We start from the raw sequence: 17,521 nt of genomic DNA, 5'->3' as shown, positions 1-17,521 counted from the left end.
CCGTGTTATACTTCTTTAGAGAAAGTACAGATTATAAGGGTAATAGAACGAGCAAGGAGGCAACGGAATGTCCGTTTCATACGATCAAATTTTGCAGAAAATGATGAAAGAAGTTCAAGAAGCGAGCCTTGGACAGAGCAATCCAGAGAAAGTGAAAGAACACGTGCGTGCTGTTAAATTATTGAGCGATCTGATTTTAGATGAACAAGGATCAGCATCTTCTTATTCACAGCCAACGCCACAACCATATATACAACCACAGAAAACGGTGGAATCACCAAAGCCTGCGCCGAAACCACAACCAGAAATCGACCATGAAGAGGCAAATGGGAACTCGTTATTTGATTTTTAAAGGGTAAATAGGGGGAGAGGAACATGAAAGTTTTTTTACTGTTAGGTGTTATTAACGGCTTTCTTGCTGTAGCATTGGGGGCCTTCGGAGCGCACGGCCTTGAGGGACGCATTTCGGAGAAAATGATTAAAACCTGGGAAAAAGCGGTGAACTATCAAATGTTCCACACGATGGCCTTACTCGTTGTGGGTCTTCTGTTCAACAAAGTGAGCGGAAATCTCGCATCAGCTGGTTGGGCTTTCTTTATAGGGATTCTTCTGTTCTCAGGTAGTTTGTACATTTATAGTTTGTCTTCCGTTAAACTATTTGCAATGATTACACCATTTGGAGGCGTAGCGTTTCTAGTAGGTTGGGTCCTGCTTGGTTATGCCGTTGTCCGCTACCTTTAAAAGTAGAGGACAGTCGAAAACACTAAAATAATGATGGCTCGTAAAGCTTGCTCCACAAAGATAGCAGTATTTCGTTGAGCGTAATGAGCCATCCCTTCAAAAACAAAACTAAACGCAAGCGTGTAAAACATGAGTAACGTCAAAATGGACCATCCATCTTTCGTAAGAGAAATAATGCCAATGACGATCGCCAATGCAAGCATCAAGTACTGCAATTGAGCGAACTTTTGAGACGGATGTTTCATAGCAAACGCTCCTTTTTCGTTTAGTAGAAAATGCGGCTGACCTTTTTTAGGTCAGCCGTCTTTTATTTAGTCCGACCCTGAAACGTGGTGGGGTTTACGTTTACTCGATCTGTTACCGCCTGTTACCGCCGTATGGGTAGGCGTAGTTGATTTCTTCAGGGAATGTAATGTAATCCAGGTAAACCATCAGGAGTAAGTATCGTAGCCCGGTTTCGGGATCGCTTAAAACGATATGATCACGACCTGCTGCTTCAATAATGCCTTTGAAGATTTTGGCATTCCAGTCTTCATTGTTTTCAAAGGTCATGTAAACGGTAGCTTGCTTGCCTTTATTTAAGCGTAATATGTTTTCAATATAGGATTCTTCCTCAAGAGGTAGGTTCCCGCCGTTTTGAGATGGGGGAAGTTGCTGGCCGCTTTGACTGCCTGGAGGCATTTGCCCCATGCCCATTTGGTTTTGATAGTAGGGGTACATCATGGGCTGCCCTTGCATGCCTTGTTGCATCCCCTGCATCGGATAGCCCCCGTATGAACCTTGACCACTACCTTGACCTGAACCATAAGAACCGCCTTGCTTTTGATTAGCCATATAAGTCTGCACTCCTTTCAGATTAGAAAACACTTTGATACTGAAAACATAGCGGTGCTCAGATGACAAGCTTTAGGGCGTTCGGTTCATTGAACAATAAAGGGTAAGAACCAGAATTATAGCGCTTGCCGAAACCGTGACTCTTCCCTCTTTGCTTCCACCTTCTAAGAGACCGCTAGTTGAAATAACAGGGCCGGGTTATGACCAGTTGTGAGGATTCGCGCGGTATCACCTTTCAAATCTCACAATCCTCTTAGGAACATGTTTATGTAAAATGGATTGAAGATATGAACAAAAAAAGACAGGGGTGAGTGAGGGACGGGGGAGGGGAGATTCATGATGGGAGGCTTTAGAAGTTGCTGGTGCGCAGAACTAAAGGCCTTTTTAGGTGTGGTTGAAATCAGGTCATAACAAAAGCCACCCTCCAGGTGCGAGTACCTGGAGGGTGGCTTTATTGGCTTGATTATATAGAAAGAAATGAAGCGATCTGGTCTTGTTTCAGAAGGTTTCCTACATAGAAGGAACCGAACTCACCGTAACGAGCGCTTACTTCGTCAAAGCGCATTTCGTACACAAGCTTCTTAAATTGAAGAACATCATGAGCGAATAAGGTAACGCCCCATTCCCAATCGTCAAAGCCTACTGAACCTGTGATGATTTGGCGAACTTTACCGGCATACTTTCTTCCAATCATACCGTGTGAATACATCAGTTTTCCGCGGTCTTCCATCGGAAGCATGTACCAGTTGTCATTGCCTTCACGACGCTTGTCCATCGGATAGAAGCAAATGTATTCCCATTTTGGAAGGATTGGCTTCAAGCGAGCTTGAAGTTCAGGATCTGTTTCTGGATCCTTTCCTCTTGCCATATACGTTGATAGCTCCACTACAGAAACATAAGAATAGGAAGGTTTCGTGTATTCAGCTAATTTGGTTTTATTAAATTCTGTTTCAATGGCATTTAATTCTTCCATTGTTGGGCGAAGAATCATTAAGATGAAATCGGCTTTTTGGCCAACAACTGTATAAAGAGCGTGGCTTCCTTCTTTATTCTGTTCTGTTTGGTTCCACTTTTCTAGAAGTTGGTGGAATTCTTCGATCGCAGACTCTCGCTCGTCGCTTGAGGCGTGCTTCCAAGAAGTCCAATCAATAGAACGAAGGTCATGTAAACAATACCAACCGTCTAAGGTTTCAACTGCTTCTGGCATGGACACTCTCTCCTTTATATCAATGAGTAATGAATTTTTTCTTCCGTTTTTTACTATAACATAACTTCTTTACAATATGGAAACGCTGAGAAGAGCAGCTGTGTGAGAGGAAAGATGCGAGGAGTATTCGTCTGAAAATAAAGAAATTTTGATAAGATTTCCTCTTTCCTTTCAATTACACACAAAAAGATTTATCATATAGTACAGATATGAACATGGAGGGATAACATAATGAGTAACTTGTTCGACTCTTTACGAGATAAATTATCAAACACAACGAAGCGCATCGTGCTTCCGGAGGGTTCTGATGAGCGTATTTTAGAAGCAGCTTCTAAGCTAGCTCAAGAAGGTACAATTACACCTGTACTAGTCGGTAAACCTGACGAATTGAAACAGAAAGCATCAGATTTGAACTTGGATCTTGGCAATGCTGACATTTTAGATCCGAATAACTACAGTGAATTTGACGCAATGGTAGCGAGCTTTGTTGAACGTCGTAAAGGAAAAGCGACAGAAGAAAAAGCCCGTGAGATCCTTAAAGACGAGAACTACTTCGGTACAATGCTTGTTTACATGGGAGAAGCAGACGGCCTTGTAAGTGGCGCAGCTCACTCTACAGCAGATACTGTACGCCCAGCTCTTCAAATCATCAAAACAAAACCAGGCATCAAGAAAACATCTGGTATCTTCATCATGGTGAAAGACGAAGAGAAATACGCATTTGCTGATTGTGCTATTAATATCTCTCCTGACAGCCAGGACCTAGCAGAAATTGCTCTAGCAAGCGCAGACACAGCGAAGCTATTCGACATCGACCCACGCGTTGCGATGCTAAGCTTCTCTACAAAAGGCTCTGCACAGTCTCCTGAAACGGAAAAAGTCACAGAAGCAGTTAAGCTTGCGAAGGAACAAAATCCTGAGCTTACACTAGACGGTGAGTTCCAATTCGACGCAGCATTTGTTCCATCTGTTGCTGAAAAGAAAGCACCAGGTTCTGAACTTAGTGGAGACGCGAACGTATTCGTATTCCCAAGCTTAGAAGCAGGAAACATTGGCTACAAAATCGCCCAACGCATGGGCGGATTCGACGCCGTAGGCCCGGTTCTTCAAGGTCTTAACCAACCCGTAAACGACCTATCCCGCGGCTGTAGCGCAGACGACGTATACAAACTATCCCTAATCACAGCAGCCCAATCTCTATAAGCAATCACGCACCAAAAAGAGGAAGCCGTCCGTGGCTTCCTCTTTTTTATGCGGATCTGTTTCCGTTACCTCTGGGGAGAGTAAGGTGGGTCGAGAAACTACTCCCTTTCCGCGGCCCTGCACGACGTGGGGTCGTTCGACGTTGTCACAGGACGTGACGGTCTTAGTCGAACTTCCTCTCTCCCTTAAAAGCCTCCTCGTTCCCTAGCCACCCTTGGCTGAATTTGCCCCAGGGTTGTGTGTTGGAAAAAGAGGTGAACGCTAAGTTTTTCTGATACACGTTTGGCTGGGTGTTTACGTTACTCCCAATATGACAAGGTGGTCCGAGAAATTGCGAGACTCCTGCGGCAGTAGGAGCCTAGGGGAGACCCCGGAGTGAGCGAAGCGAATGAGGAGGCTTCCCAGCTCGCCGCGGAAAGCGAGTGATTTCTCGGACCACCTTTCACTCCCCCTGGCAACGTAAACACCCCAAGACACCACTCCGCATTAGGAACTAATGTGGATAATAAGAAAGCACTGCGGGGCCTTATTTAAGGGAACGCAGTGCTTTCTCGTTGCGGGCAACCATTTGATCGAAACGCTTATCAAACCAGCCCATTTCAGTATCATCTAACGGCGTTGTGTCCACATGACCACTCAGGTTATAAAGAAGGTAAAGAATACGGTTTCGTACATCCTGCACCGTAATCTCCTTCCCAAACAGTTCAGAAAGAGAAGCCATCGTATCGGGCTCAATGGTAGGGTAGGAGAAGGTGGTCTCTTGATCATTTATGCCAATTTCATAAAACTGACGGATCAGTTCCGCTCGCTCCGAACCGCTTCCTTCTACACATAAATAAATTTGCACAGCACTACCATTTTTCACACGACGCTGAGAGATACCTGCAAATTTCTTACCATTGATACTTAAATCATACGTACCTGGGCAATATGAGCCTTTAATTTCAAAAGCCTCAATCGGATATCCCTCTTCTTCAAATAACCTCTGAATAAATGAAACCATCGCTTCATACCCGTCATGGATATCAACCTGTTTCGCATCAGGAAAGATAAAGGAAAGGTTCAAAACCCCAGCATCGAGCGCCACCGCTAACCCACCAGAGTTTCGCACAATTGCTTGATACCCTTTTTCACTTAAGAAGCTCAACCCTTCATCAATAGAAGGAAGGCGAGCGTCAGGAATGCCTAACACAACCGTTTGGTGATGGACCCACAACCGAGCCGTAACCGGAGATCGCCCCTGACCCACACTCATCGCTAACGCATCATCCGTTGCGAACGACTGAAGCGCAGAGAAAGTCGGACCGAGCTCACTTTGATCTATAAATCGATAGGAGTTGGTTTGTAGTAGTTCATGAATCTCTTGCATGATTGGTCTCCTTTACGTGCTAAACTAACAGAACTATTATACCAAAAATCCTCCCAGATGCATCATCCTGTTTCCGTTAGCTATAGTTGAGAGTGAGGTGGGGCGGGAAACCACTCCCTTTCCGCGGGCGAGTTGTCGAGCCTCCTCATTCGCCTACGCTCATTCCGGGGTCTCGTCGATCTCTTCTTCCCGCAGGAGTCTCGCGGTTTCCCGCCCAACCTCTTCAGTATTAGAATGAACGGAAACAAGTTATACGAGGGAAAGATCTGAGTCGATCAGCAAATACGTAGGTTCGTTCGCCTAAATATCGCAGGGGGTGGCTGGAGGACTGCGAGACTCCCGCGGGAAAAGGAGCCTATCTAGCTCTGGCGTGGAAGGTCTAGCGTGATAAGTCATCTTTTTTACAAAGGCTCATCGCCTTTTCCAAAAAGCTACCTTATCCGTACGACCTTGGGCACCACGCCTGCACTTTTAAACTAGGGGAGACCCCGGAGTGAGCGAAGCGAATGAGGAGGCTTCCCAGCTCCCCGCAGGAAAGCGAGTGGTCCTCCAGCCAGCCCAAGCACCTTTTATCGCAACGGACATCCCCAGCTTCACTAATTCGACAAATTACGGGGTTGTTCCTTAGGGGATCAACCTCTAAAATGGGGAAAGGATAAAAGAACGCCAGAATGGTTTATGAATTGGAAATTTTCGTATATAATAGAACAAATATTGTCGGGAATAGGAAGGGCAGAAAGTTATGGCGTATAAAGACGAAAAATTACACGAAGAAAAAGTATTTAAAGACCCTGTTCATCGGTATGTACACGTTCGAGACCGCGTCATTTGGGATCTGATAGGAACTCCTGAATTCCAGCGCCTACGTCGAGTTAAGCAGCTCGGAACGTCTTATACAACCTTCCACGGGGCAGAGCATAGTCGCTTTAATCATTCACTAGGGGTTTATGAAATTGTTCGCCGTATCATTACCAATTTCGAGAACCGCCCAAATTGGGATGAGGATGAGCGCTTATTATGCTTGGTCGCAGCTCTTCTTCACGATCTCGGTCATGGCCCGTTTTCCCATAGCTTTGAGAAAGTCTTTAAGTTGGATCACGAAGATTTTACAAGGAAGATTATCCTTGGAAACACAGGGGTAAACGCTATATTGAGAAGAGTGGATGACAATTTTCCCCATAAAGTGGCAGATGTCATTAATAAGACGTATGAAAATAAGCTTGTCGTTAGTCTGATTTCAAGCCAAATTGATGCTGATCGGATGGACTACTTGCAGCGTGATGCTTATTTTACCGGGGTAAGTTATGGTCATTTTGATATGGAGCGTATTCTTCGAGTGATGCGACCGATGGAAGATCAGGTCGTTGTGAAGGAAAGTGGGATGCATGCTGTCGAAGATTATATAATGAGCCGTTATCAGATGTATTGGCAAGTGTATTTCCACCCTGTAACAAGAAGTGCCGAGGTTATCCTCACGAAGATTTTACATAGAGCGAAAGAATTGTATGAAAACGAGTACTCGTTCTACCTGGAACCGTATCACTTTACGTCCTTTTTTGCAGGGGATGTGGACCTTCAGGAGTATTTAAAGCTAGATGAAAATGTTGTTATGTATTACTTCCAAATTTGGAAAGATGAGAAAGATCCGATCTTAAGCGATCTGTGTGCGCGCTTTGTGGATCGTCACTTATTCAAATACGTTGAATTTAACCCAAATCAGCAAATGAGTGAGTGGATGGAATTGCATAAGCTTTTCCAGAAAGCAGGGATTGATCCTGACTACTATCTCGTAGTAGACTCCTCGTCGGACCTTCCTTATGACTTTTACCGTCCTGGGGAAGAAGGAGAACGTTTACCGATCCATTTACTCAGACCAAACGGAGAATTAAAAGAGTTGTCAAGACAGTCAGACATCGTAGAATCCATTTCAGGAAAGAAACGTACAGATCACAAGCTATATTTCCCTAAAGATTTTATTGAAGGGTTATCCAACCGGAGTAAAACGAAGAAACGTATTTTGGAAATCTTGTACGGATAGGAGATGAGCCGTTGTGTTAAATAATCACGCCAAGCTGGTTCGGTTTTTTTCACAATGTGAAGAAGTTGTCGGCCGTAAACGACTACAGAAAATGATTTATATTTTAAAGAAAGCAGGGTACCCGTTTGAAGAGCGCTATGAGTTTCACTTCTACGGGCCTTACTCTGAGGAACTTACGCTACGCGTGGAGGAGTTGTGTAACCTTGGTTTTCTTTCAGAAACGCATGAGAAGAAGAGCAACTACCACCAGTATCGCTATAGTTTAACAGAGGGCGGAGAAGAGTTTCTAACTCACTATAAGGACATGCCTCTAGAGGATATGACCGAGCACATTCACAATATGAATGAGGAAAGCTCCCGTTTCCTAGAGCTCGTTTCAACCATGCTTTACTTTGACCAGTTATCCCGCGAAGAATGCGAAGAAAAAGTAAGAGCTGTAAAGAAAAAGATGAATTATACAGACGAAGAACTCGAGCAAGCCTGGAGCTTCATCAACCGACTTCTAAACTAATCAAACCCTTGCCATCGCAAGGGTCTTTTTTTATGCGTTGAAGCACTAAAGGGTGTCAGACACCGTTTAGTGCTTTAGGGCAGTAACGCGTGTCTGGCACCATTCAGCGCTTTAGAGCACTGATGCGTGTCTGGCACCCTGCATTGCTTTAGTGGGAGTGGGTGGATGTGTTAGAATAAGGGAATAAATGATTTCGTGTAGGAAGAAGGAGGATCACGCGATGAGTTCAAATGATCAGTCTACAAATAAAAAGAAGAATCAGTTCACGATTTTAAAAGATGACTCGACGGATGGTCATGGTGGATATGGTGTAGGTTCAATCAGTTTAGAGAACATGTCCCCTGTTATGATTGACCCAACCGAAGGAGAAGCTTACATTGATATGGGTGCGATGCACGCACGCAGTAAGCTTGAGAAAAGAATTAAATTTAAGCCAGACCGTGAAATTGCTCCAAATGGCAAAACGTTTTGGATTGTGTGGGTGACGGTTGCTCATAACGAGGACGGTCCTTATTATGCAGGCGTAACAGGTTGTGAAATGGTCATTGACCATGAAACGAGACGTGGTTATAAATCACTTCCGGAGCACGTGAATAATATGGATAAATCTCTGAAAAGTAAAATCATCGTAGAGAATATGGATGAACCATCGAAGAAACTTCTTGGAGACTTCTTGCGTTCTCATAACGAACAAATGTGGGCAAATTCCTCAGATGAATTGAAGGCAGCCCTTCCGGATCAGCAGTAGAAATTGTGACTAGAATTTGAATAATGTTTGAAAATCTTGAGTATTTTGAGATAAATTTGTAAAATATGAATCACATGGGTATTACACATGTTTACTAGGACACAGAAAAAGGTCGGCTCACACAGCCGACCTTTTTCTATATTAAAAGAATAAATCATAGAGCCAGCTCTTCTTTTCTTTCTCTTGATCAGAATTCGGTGGCTTCGGTAAACTCCCCTCAGGTGCATCACCTGGGAAGTGGTGTTCACAATAAGTCGTTGGCTCAGAGCCTTCTTCGAAGTAGGCAAGGCGCTGATGTGGGCAGTAAGGAGTAGCCAGTTGCCCGCTGTCCGGATCAATATAGACGCCCACTACACCATCAGATGGGGCAAAGGTTTTGTAAGGATGTTCCTGATGAACGGCCTCCATGTAGGACGCCCAGATGTCTTTTGCATACTGGTGATCCTCCACTTTCTCGATCGGTTCATTATCGTCATAGCCTGTCCAAATCCCAGTTGCTACCTGAGGACTGAAACCGATCATCCAACTGTCCGTCTTCGTGGTTCCTGACTTACCCGCATAGGTGCGTGATAGCTGATCGGCAATGGATGACCCTGTCACCTTCATATAGTCATTCAGAGATTCATCGAACATTCCAGTCATTAAATGCGCCAATACAAACGCCTTATCATGATCGATGACTTGTTTCTTATCTCCTTGCTTGCGTTCATAAACGACGTGCCCATATGCGTCAGTGATTTTCTCAATCGTATGAGGCTTCACTGCAACCCCGCCGTTTGCAAACAAACTGTAGGCGCCCACCATCTCTTGTACAGACACAGAAGCGGTTCCAAGGGCAAGGGAAGGGACGGCCGGAAGATCGCTTGAGATCCCCATGCGGTGTGCGGTCTCGACAAGTGTTTCTTCTCCAAGGAACACATTCGTTTTCACAGCGTAAACATTGTCTGATAAAGCAATAGCTTGAGCGAGTGTAATCGGCTCATAAGCATAATAACCATTGTAGTTACTCGGTTCGTAGACCGTTCCATCTTCTAATTCAAAATAGGTCGGTTTACTGAGAAGCGTCGTAGCAGGTGTATAGCCATTTTCAAGGGCTGCGTAGTAAAGGAACGGCTTAAACGTTGACCCTGGCATCCGCTTCGCTTGCACAGCACGGTTATAAGGACTCTCAGAATAAGATCGCCCCCCAACCATCGCCAGAATCCCACCCGTTTCCGGATTCATACTGACAGCCCCAATTTGAATATCAGATCGCTCATCAATTTTCTCTCTCACGGACTTCTCGAGCTCTTCTTGCATCGAAACTTTGAGACTGGTGTAGATGTGGTAGCCCCCAGAACGAATCGACTCCGCATCAAGATCAAGTATAGAAGAGGCCTCTTGCATCACGCGGTCTTGGAAATACGGAGCCACTTGGGCAACCACTTTCTCAGATCGAGGAGCGAGACGGATTGAAGCATTCTTAGCACTCGCATACTCCTGTTCTGAGATCACTTGCTTCTCTTTCATATGTTGCAAGATCAGGTTTTGACGTGCTTTTGCGTTCTCAAGATGGGTATACGGAGAGTAATAAGAAGGTCCCTTCGGAATGGACGTGAGAAGGGCTGCTTCAGAAAGCGTAATCTCTGAAGCATGTTTGTCGAAATAAAACCGACTCGCTGCCTCGATTCCGTACGCACCATGACCATAGTAAATCGTATTTAAATAGCCTTCTAAAATCTCATCCTTATCGTAAAACATCTCGAGTCTTGCAGCATAGAGCGCCTCTTTAATTTTACGCGTCCATGTCTTCTCGTGGGATAAGTACAGGTTCCGAGCATATTGCTGTGTAATGGTACTCGCTCCCTGGACTTTCGCCATCGCTTTAATATCCTGGATCACGGCCGCTGCAATTCGTTTTACGTCAAAACCGAAATGATCGTAGAAACGTTTATCTTCTGTTAGAAGAGTAGCTTGAATAAAGGCTGGATTCATTTCATCGAGCTCGATCCAGTAGCGATTTTCACCCCCGTGCTCCACACCAATTACACTCTCATCCTGTGCATAAAAGATCGTGTTTTGTTCATTCTTTAGGGGTGGTGGACCAGCCACGTAACAATATAAAAACACCCCTATCAAACTGGTAATGAAAAGGGTTATAAGAGAAGCGGCGGATAGACTGAGCCACTTTATGGGTTTATTTTTATAAAAAATCTGAGGTATTCGTAGTTTCATGGAACGATCTCCCCTCATAGATAGACGAACCTGTTTTTACAAATCAGTATAGGTAAGGGGAGAGGGTTTTAAACATTCAGGCACTGAGAACGGGAAAAAGACTTGATTTTTTCGCTAGCTTCTCTATAATTTGATTGTTTGAAAGATTTTCTTCCGTGAAAGAAAGTAGAAAGCAGGTACAACCGAGAGGGTTATCGAATGGTATAATGTTAAGGACTTTCTATGAAACGGCTTAAATGCCTTTTATCATAACGGTTTACGAAAGGAGTAAGAATAAATGAGCATTTGGTATACAGAGAAGCAAACAGAAAACTTCGGCATTACGACGAAGATTAATAAAACACATCATACAGAGAAGACTGAATTCCAAGAACTAGCTATGCTTGAAACAGAAGAGTGGGGGAACATGTTAACCCTTGATGATATGGTTATGACGACAGAACGTGATGAATTTGTCTATCACGAAATGGTTGCGCACGTTCCGTTATTTACTCACCCTAACCCTAAGGACGTTCTTGTTGTGGGAGGGGGCGACGGCGGCGTCATTCGCGAGGTCCTTAAGCACCCGAGTGTTGAGAAAGCTACCCTTGTAGAAATTGATGGGAAGGTTATTGAATACTCTAAGCAATACCTTCCGTCTATCGCGGGTACCCTTGATGATCCTCGTGTGGAAGTGAAGGTTGATGATGGTTTCATGCACATCGCAAAGAGCGAAGGCGCTTATGACGTCATCATGGTGGATTCAACAGAACCAGTAGGTCCGGCAGTGAACTTGTTCACGAAAGGATTCTACTCCGGTATTTCCAATGCATTAAAAGAAGACGGGATTTTCGTTGCCCAAACAGACAACCCTTGGTTCAAAGCAGATTTAATTCAGCAGGTGATGAGCGATGTTCGTGAAATCTTCCCGATCACTCGTTTATATACAGCTAACATCCCGACGTACCCAAGCGGCCTCTGGACGTTCACAATCGGAAGTAAATCATATGATCCGTTAGAAGTGAGTGAAGCGCGCTTCCACGAAATCGATACGAAATACTATACGAAAGAGCTTCATAAGGCAGCGTTCGTGCTTCCGAAGTTCGTACAAGACTTAACGAAGTAAGGGGGAGAGATCATGCGCTTTGACGAAGCCTATTCTGGTAAAGTATTTATTATGAGTCGCCCGACAGCCGAAGAGTCAGACGTTATTCTCTTTGGTATGCCGATGGACTGGACGGTTAGTTTCCGACCAGGCTCACGCTTTGGCCCGAACCGAATTCGGGAAGCGTCACTTGGACTTGAAGAGTATAGTCCTTATGCCGATAAACACCTTGAAGAAGTCGCTTACTTTGATGCAGGAGATATTCCTTTGCCATTTGGAAATCCGCAGCGAAGCATTGATATGATTCAGGATTACGTGACCACCATTCTAGATCAGGGGAAATTCCCTCTAGGAATGGGTGGGGAGCATCTGGTCACTTGGCCGATTATCCAAGCCTTCCATGAGAAGTACAGCGATATGGCCTTCATTCACATCGATGCCCACGCAGATCTTAGAGAAGAATACGAAGGCGAAGCATTGTCTCACTCTACTCCAGTAAGAAAGATTTGTGAGTTGATCGGACCTGAGAATGTATATTCCTTTGGCATTCGTTCTGGTATGCGCGAAGAGTTTCAATATGCGAAAGAAAGCGGCATGCACATGTCTAAGTTTGAGGTCGCAGAGCCTTTGAAGAAAGTATTGCCGACGCTATCAGGACGTAACGTCTATGTGACGATCGATATCGATGTCCTTGACCCAGCTTACGCACCTGGAACAGGAACAGCAGAAGCAGGGGGCATCTCTTCTAAAGAGTTGCTTGAATCCATCCGTATGATTGCCGATTCAGATCTTAACATCATCGGTGCTGACCTTGTAGAAGTAGCACCCGCCTATGACCCATCCGAACAAACCCAAATCACAGCCAGCAAAATGATCCGTGAAATCCTGCTAGGCTGGACCAAATAAACCAACGCCCCTACCCATAAGTAGGGGCTTTTCCTTTAGTAGGATAAAGCGTGCCAGACACCCTGCGTCGCTCTGCTGTATTAAAGGGTGTCAGACACGCTGTGGTGCTTCACATCAGTAAAGCAAGCTTATAATTTATTAGTCTTTTTTCTTGATAGTCTTGCTGATCTGTGAAAAAATGGTTTTTGTGTAAAGGTACGAAAGTAAAGTGTAGCTTGTGGATTCGGCGATAAAGGAAGTGGAGAGATGGATGAGAGCGTAAATGTTGAAGCCATTATTAGCCCTTTTCAGCAGCCGGAAGAGGCGCCGATTTTTGCTGTATATAAAGTTTTGTCACGTCAGTATGAGCGATCCCAAGTACTAGAGTGTATGAAACACTTTTGTCTTGAATCGAGAAATGAAGATAACCAGCGTAAAGGGCTGGAATTTCTATACATAATAGGGTTTCGGGAAGCATGTGAGAAACTGATCAAGATTAACGAAGCTAGTTCGAATCCAATCAACCAACAGTGGGGACGTGTCTATCGAATCGTGTTAGAACGGAAGACCCATTATAATGATCCGAATGAAATTTTGCTGGAATTAAGCCGCATTAAACCACTGAACAAAGAAATAAATGTGATCATGCTGTTCTTAAAATTATATGCCCATGTAGACCTGAATCAGTATGGCAAGATGGGCAATGATGTGGAAGCTATTACAGAGGAAATGTTACACATACGTGATTCATTCCTCCTGCTCTGTTACGAGGAGCGATTGGATGAAGTCTTTTTCGTTTATCATCTATCCAAGAATGAACTTCTGTTAGGGCGCAAATATGCCTTTAAAGTATTAAATAAAACCTTTAACCCTGACAAGAAATCCTTTGTTCACAACTACCTTGCCATTAGTTACGTTCTAGAAAGCTATCAACATGCGATGTATCACGCGAACGAAGCGATGCGAATAGCAGAAGAAGCAGGGGACTATAGGTATGTAGAGAGTGTCAAAAACCATAATATTCCGTTTCTTTCAGCAGTGAATGGGGTTTACGAAGGGATTACGACAAGCGATAAATCGGAACAGGCTCATTTAGCAGTTGCCAGAGGAGATGTCCAGACCGCCATTGATATCCTCTCACCTATTCAAGACCGAAGCCCTTTCCAAGATTATTACTTAGGAAAAGCGTTGAAAGATAAAGAGCTTCTCACAAAATCCCACCAAGCCTTTATCAGGCAGGGGCATTACATGTTCGCGAAGATCCCATTGAGTGAACTGAAGAAGCTGTAAAAAAAATAGAGAATGAAATAGGAAATTTTTATGGAAGACTCGGTTGTTAGCGGGTCTTTTTTTGTTGGGAGAATGGGCGAGAGTGTCGGAACTGCTGACAAAGTATCAGGACGAGTGGTGAAGGTGTCCTGATGGTTGGGGAAAGTGTCACTACAAAAGTGAAATGTGGCGGAACAAAGCCAAAATACGTCAGAACAACAAGGAAACGTGTCGGGATGAGGAGGTTTGGTACCCAAAAGAGTCTGAATGCGTTCCAGAAGCGTCGGGACGCCCCGCTCCTTCTCTATTGAAGTAAGTCGCCTGCACTTTTCTGGATCCAGTTCCGCCCACACGACGTCGGGTCGTTCGACGTTGCCACAGGACGTGGCGAACTTAGTCGAACTTCCTCTTTACCTGACCCCGTCTCCACTTTTCCTGATCCAGTTCCGGCGGGGAGGGGCTAGCGAGATAAGCAATCTAACTGCAGTGGCTAACGCCACTTCCGTTATTTTGCTTATCCGTACGCCCCTAACCACCCCGCCTGCCCTTTTCCTGATCCAGTTCCGGCGGGGAGGGGCTAGCGAGATAAGCAATCTAACTGCAGTGGCTAACGCCACTTCCGTTATTTTGCTTATCCGTACGCCCCTAACCACCCCGCCTGCCCTTTTCCTGATCCAGTTCCGGCGGGGAGGGGCTAGCGAGATAAGCAATCTAACTGCAGTGGCTAACGCCACTTCCGTTATTTTGCTTATCCGTACGCCCCTAACCACCCCGCCTGCCCTTTTCCTGATCCAGTTCCGGCGGGGAGGGGCTAGCGAGATAAGCAATCTAACTGCAGTGGCTAACGCCACTTCCGGCATCTTGCTTATCCGTACGCCCCTGACCACCCCGCCTGCACTTTTCCTGATCCAGTTCCGGGGGCTAGAGGCTAGCGAGATAAGTCATCTTTTTTCCAAAGGCTAACGCCTTTTCCAAAAAGCTGTCTTATCCGTACGCCTCTAAGCAAGCCCCCTGCACTTTTCTAGTAATCATCTATTGAGTTTTTCTTCTGGAATTCTTATAATGGTTAAGTTAAGAAAAGATCGTGATTGACGACTGGTGAGAAGGAAGAGGTGACGCATGATGGCGGAGGATCGTACTCCTATACGTGTTCGACTAGAGACTGAGATTAAAGACGAAGATCAGAAACAAAACATCGTTGTAGACGAGCCCGGGGATTATGTTCAGAAAGGGAATGCCCATATTATTCGTTTCACAGAGAAAACAGAGGATGAGACGAAAGTGGACAACCTTGTAACCATTCATCCGGACAAAGTCATCATTCGTCGGACGGGTCCTGTACGAATGAATCAGGTATTCCGAGAGAAACAAAGTACGGAAAGTGTGTATCACCATCAGTACGGAAAGTTTCATTTGCAAACCACTACAAAAACGATATCCTTTCAAGAATCTAATGACGTCTTGAAGGGCATGCTGAAAATAAATTACGACTTAGAAGTGAACGGACAACAGAAACAACGTCATCGTTTATCCTTACGATTCAAAGAGGAGGGCCAATCATGAATATTGTTGAACAAACGGAACAAAAGTTAAAAGATGAAATTATACAGGCCGTACTAAAAGCTGAATTAGCAAGTGAAAGTGAATTACCTACTGTCGTTTTAGAAACGCCAAAGGACAAGAGCCACGGCGATTACGCAACGAATATGGCGATGCAACTTGCTCGTGTAGCACGTAAAGCGCCACGCCAGATTGCAGAAGATATAGTAGCGAACTTTGACCAATCAAAAGCATCCATTAAACAAATGGAAATTGCAGGTCCTGGCTTCATTAACTTCTTTATGGATAACCAGTACCTGACAGGCCTTGTGCCAACGATTCTTAAGGCTGGCGAGAGCTATGGTTCAAGTCAGGTCGGAAATGGCCATAAGATTCAGGTAGAGTTCGTATCAGCCAACCCAACAGGCGATCTTCACCTTGGTCACGCACGTGGTGCCTCTGTTGGGGACGCGCTGTGCAACGTTTTAGACAAAGCTGGCTACAATGTAACTCGTGAATATTACATTAACGATGCCGGTAACCAGATCAACAACTTGGCAACGTCCATGGAAGCTCGCTACATGCAAGCGTTAGGTGAAGACTTCCCGATGCCTGAAGATGGGTACAACGGGAAAGATATCATCGAACTTGGAAACAGCCTTGTTCAAGAATATGGCGACGAGTGGAAGCACAAATCAGAAGAAGAGCGTCTGAAATTCTTCCGTGAATACGGACTGAAATATGAACTGAAGAAAATTGAAGATGACCTAGCGATGTACCGCGTTCCGTTCGATGAGTGGTTCTCTGAAACATCTCTCTATGATTCTGGAAAAGTTCAGCAAGCCGTTGAAACATTAAAAGAAAAAGGCTATGTCTACGAACAAGACGGTGCAACATGGTTCCGTACAACGGACTTTGGTGACGATAAAGACCGTGTTCTTATTAAGAATGATGGAAGTTACACGTACCTGACTCCAGACATCGCTTATCACCAAAACAAGTTAGAGCGTGGCTACGAAACGCTTATTAACATCTGGGGAGCCGACCACCATGGGTACATTCCTCGTATGAAAGCAGCGATCCAAGCGCTTGGAAATGACGAGAGCACACTAGAAGTGGAAATCATCCAAATGGTGAACTTGTTCCAAAACGGTGAAAAAGTGAAGATGAGTAAACGTACCGGTAAAGCTGTCACGCTACGTGAACTGATGGACGAAGTAGGAATTGACGCAATGCGTTACTTCTTCAGCATGCGTTCAAGTGACTCTCACCTTGACTTTGATATGGACTTAGCGAAGTCTGAATCAAACGATAACCCGGTGTATTATGTTCAATACGCACACGCGCGTATTTGCAGCATGCTTCGCTCTGCAAAAGAGAAAGGCTTCGAGTTTACAGAGGAAATCGACGGCACTCATCTTTCTTCAGAAAAAGAAGAAGCATTACTCAAACGCCTTGGTGACTTCCCGCAACTAGTAGCAGACGCTGCTGAAAAGCGTATGCCTCACCGCGTGACGCAGTACGTATTTGACTTAGCCTCTGACTTACACAGCTTCTACAACGCTGAGAAAGTGTTAGACACAGAGCAAGTGGAGCGTACACAAGCACGTATGGCCCTAATGGAAGCAACACGCCAAACAATCGAAAACGCCCTAAAACTAATCGGCGTATCCGCACCAGCAAGAATGTAATTCATGAGAAAGAGGGACCTCCCAAAAGGAGGTCCCTCTTTTTACGTTTAGGCTCTGTTAAAGTTGATTGTTGATTTTTTACACGTTACATAAAAGTCCCTAATAAGGAGCACCGGAAAGTGAGAATGTTTCCGTTAGCGCTAGTCTGAGCGTAAGGTGGTTCGGGAAATCACTCGCTTTCCGCGGCG

The 17,521-nt window shown here is 44.9% G+C and carries 16 protein-coding genes; 11 read left to right on the top strand and 5 right to left on the bottom strand.

The window, feature by feature from the left end:
- Window positions 1-67: 67 nt before the first annotated feature.
- The gene (locus QNI29_RS19740) at window positions 68-352 is read left to right on the top strand and encodes a YwdI family protein (RefSeq protein WP_231417687.1); all 285 of its coding nucleotides are present in this window, start codon (window positions 68-70) and stop codon (window positions 350-352) included.
- Between the two features lie 23 nt (window positions 353-375).
- Window positions 376-741, top strand: coding sequence for a DUF423 domain-containing protein (locus tag QNI29_RS19735; protein ID WP_231417688.1), 366 nt, complete (start codon window positions 376-378; stop codon window positions 739-741).
- On the opposite strand, the gene QNI29_RS19730 is transcribed toward QNI29_RS19735, so the two are convergent.
- From QNI29_RS19730 to hemQ, 3 genes are all read right to left on the bottom strand, one after another.
- Window positions 738-986: a hypothetical protein gene (locus QNI29_RS19730; RefSeq protein WP_231417689.1), complete on the bottom strand. Its 249-nt coding sequence runs from the start codon at window positions 984-986 to the stop codon at window positions 738-740. The genes QNI29_RS19735 and QNI29_RS19730 overlap by 4 nt on opposite strands.
- Before the next feature lie 112 nt (window positions 987-1,098).
- On the bottom strand, window positions 1,099-1,575 hold the full coding sequence (gene gerQ / locus QNI29_RS19725; protein ID WP_231417690.1) for a spore coat protein GerQ: 477 nt from the start codon (window positions 1,573-1,575) through the stop codon (window positions 1,099-1,101).
- A 463-nt stretch (window positions 1,576-2,038) separates the two neighbouring features.
- Window positions 2,039-2,782: a hydrogen peroxide-dependent heme synthase gene (gene hemQ / locus QNI29_RS19720; RefSeq protein ID WP_231417691.1), complete on the bottom strand. Its 744-nt coding sequence runs from the start codon at window positions 2,780-2,782 to the stop codon at window positions 2,039-2,041.
- A gap of 231 nt (window positions 2,783-3,013) precedes the next feature.
- Here hemQ and pta point away from each other — a divergent pair, with 231 nt between their 5' ends.
- A complete protein-coding gene (pta, locus tag QNI29_RS19715; protein ID WP_231417692.1) occupies window positions 3,014-3,985 on the top strand; it encodes a phosphate acetyltransferase in 972 nt (323 codons plus the stop codon).
- A 526-nt stretch (window positions 3,986-4,511) separates the two neighbouring features.
- On the opposite strand, the gene QNI29_RS19710 is transcribed toward pta, so the two are convergent.
- A complete protein-coding gene (locus QNI29_RS19710) occupies window positions 4,512-5,354 on the bottom strand; it encodes an octanoyl-[GcvH]:protein N-octanoyltransferase (protein ID WP_231417693.1) in 843 nt (280 codons plus the stop codon).
- Window positions 5,355-6,096: 742 nt separating this feature from the next.
- On the opposite strand from QNI29_RS19710, the gene QNI29_RS19705 reads away from it, so the two are divergent.
- The 3 genes from QNI29_RS19705 (at window position 6,097) to QNI29_RS19695 (ending at window position 8,651) form a co-directional block, all read left to right on the top strand.
- The gene (locus tag QNI29_RS19705; protein WP_231417694.1) at window positions 6,097-7,392 is read left to right on the top strand and encodes an HD domain-containing protein; all 1,296 of its coding nucleotides are present in this window, start codon (window positions 6,097-6,099) and stop codon (window positions 7,390-7,392) included.
- Between the two features lie 13 nt (window positions 7,393-7,405).
- Window positions 7,406-7,903 (top strand): YwgA family protein, encoded by a 498-nt coding sequence (locus QNI29_RS19700; RefSeq protein ID WP_231417695.1) that lies wholly within the window; start codon window positions 7,406-7,408, stop codon window positions 7,901-7,903.
- Between the two features lie 220 nt (window positions 7,904-8,123).
- Complete coding sequence (locus QNI29_RS19695; RefSeq protein ID WP_231417696.1) at window positions 8,124-8,651, top strand: YwhD family protein; 528 nt, start codon at window positions 8,124-8,126, stop codon at window positions 8,649-8,651.
- A 141-nt stretch (window positions 8,652-8,792) separates the two neighbouring features.
- Here QNI29_RS19695 and QNI29_RS19690 read toward each other — a convergent pair whose 3' ends face one another.
- Window positions 8,793-10,865 (bottom strand): transglycosylase domain-containing protein, encoded by a 2,073-nt coding sequence (locus QNI29_RS19690; RefSeq protein WP_255688438.1) that lies wholly within the window; start codon window positions 10,863-10,865, stop codon window positions 8,793-8,795.
- A gap of 277 nt (window positions 10,866-11,142) precedes the next feature.
- On the opposite strand from QNI29_RS19690, the gene speE reads away from it, so the two are divergent.
- The 5 genes from speE (at window position 11,143) to argS (ending at window position 17,333) form a co-directional block, all read left to right on the top strand.
- Window positions 11,143-11,970, top strand: a complete 828-nt coding sequence (gene speE / locus QNI29_RS19685) for a spermidine synthase (protein ID WP_231417698.1) — start codon at window positions 11,143-11,145, stop codon at window positions 11,968-11,970.
- A gap of 12 nt (window positions 11,971-11,982) precedes the next feature.
- Complete coding sequence (gene speB, locus QNI29_RS19680) at window positions 11,983-12,855, top strand: agmatinase (protein WP_231417699.1); 873 nt, start codon at window positions 11,983-11,985, stop codon at window positions 12,853-12,855.
- A 246-nt stretch (window positions 12,856-13,101) separates the two neighbouring features.
- Window positions 13,102-14,124 carry an AimR family lysis-lysogeny pheromone receptor gene (locus QNI29_RS19675; protein WP_231417700.1) on the top strand — a complete coding sequence of 341 codons (1,023 nt, stop codon included), beginning with the start codon at window positions 13,102-13,104 and terminating at the stop codon, window positions 14,122-14,124.
- 1,098 nt (window positions 14,125-15,222) lie between these two features.
- Window positions 15,223-15,666 carry a YwiB family protein gene (locus tag QNI29_RS19670; protein WP_231417701.1) on the top strand — a complete coding sequence of 148 codons (444 nt, stop codon included), beginning with the start codon at window positions 15,223-15,225 and terminating at the stop codon, window positions 15,664-15,666.
- Window positions 15,663-17,333 (top strand): arginine--tRNA ligase, encoded by a 1,671-nt coding sequence (gene argS / locus QNI29_RS19665; RefSeq protein WP_231417702.1) that lies wholly within the window; start codon window positions 15,663-15,665, stop codon window positions 17,331-17,333. Before QNI29_RS19670 ends, argS begins: the two co-directional genes overlap by 4 nt.
- Window positions 17,334-17,521 lie beyond the last annotated feature (188 nt).

Source organism: Pontibacillus chungwhensis (assembly GCF_030166655.1).
Classification (GTDB): Bacteria; Bacillota; Bacilli; order Bacillales; family BH030062; genus Pontibacillus.
This window is presented reverse-complemented; position numbering and strand designations above follow the sequence as displayed.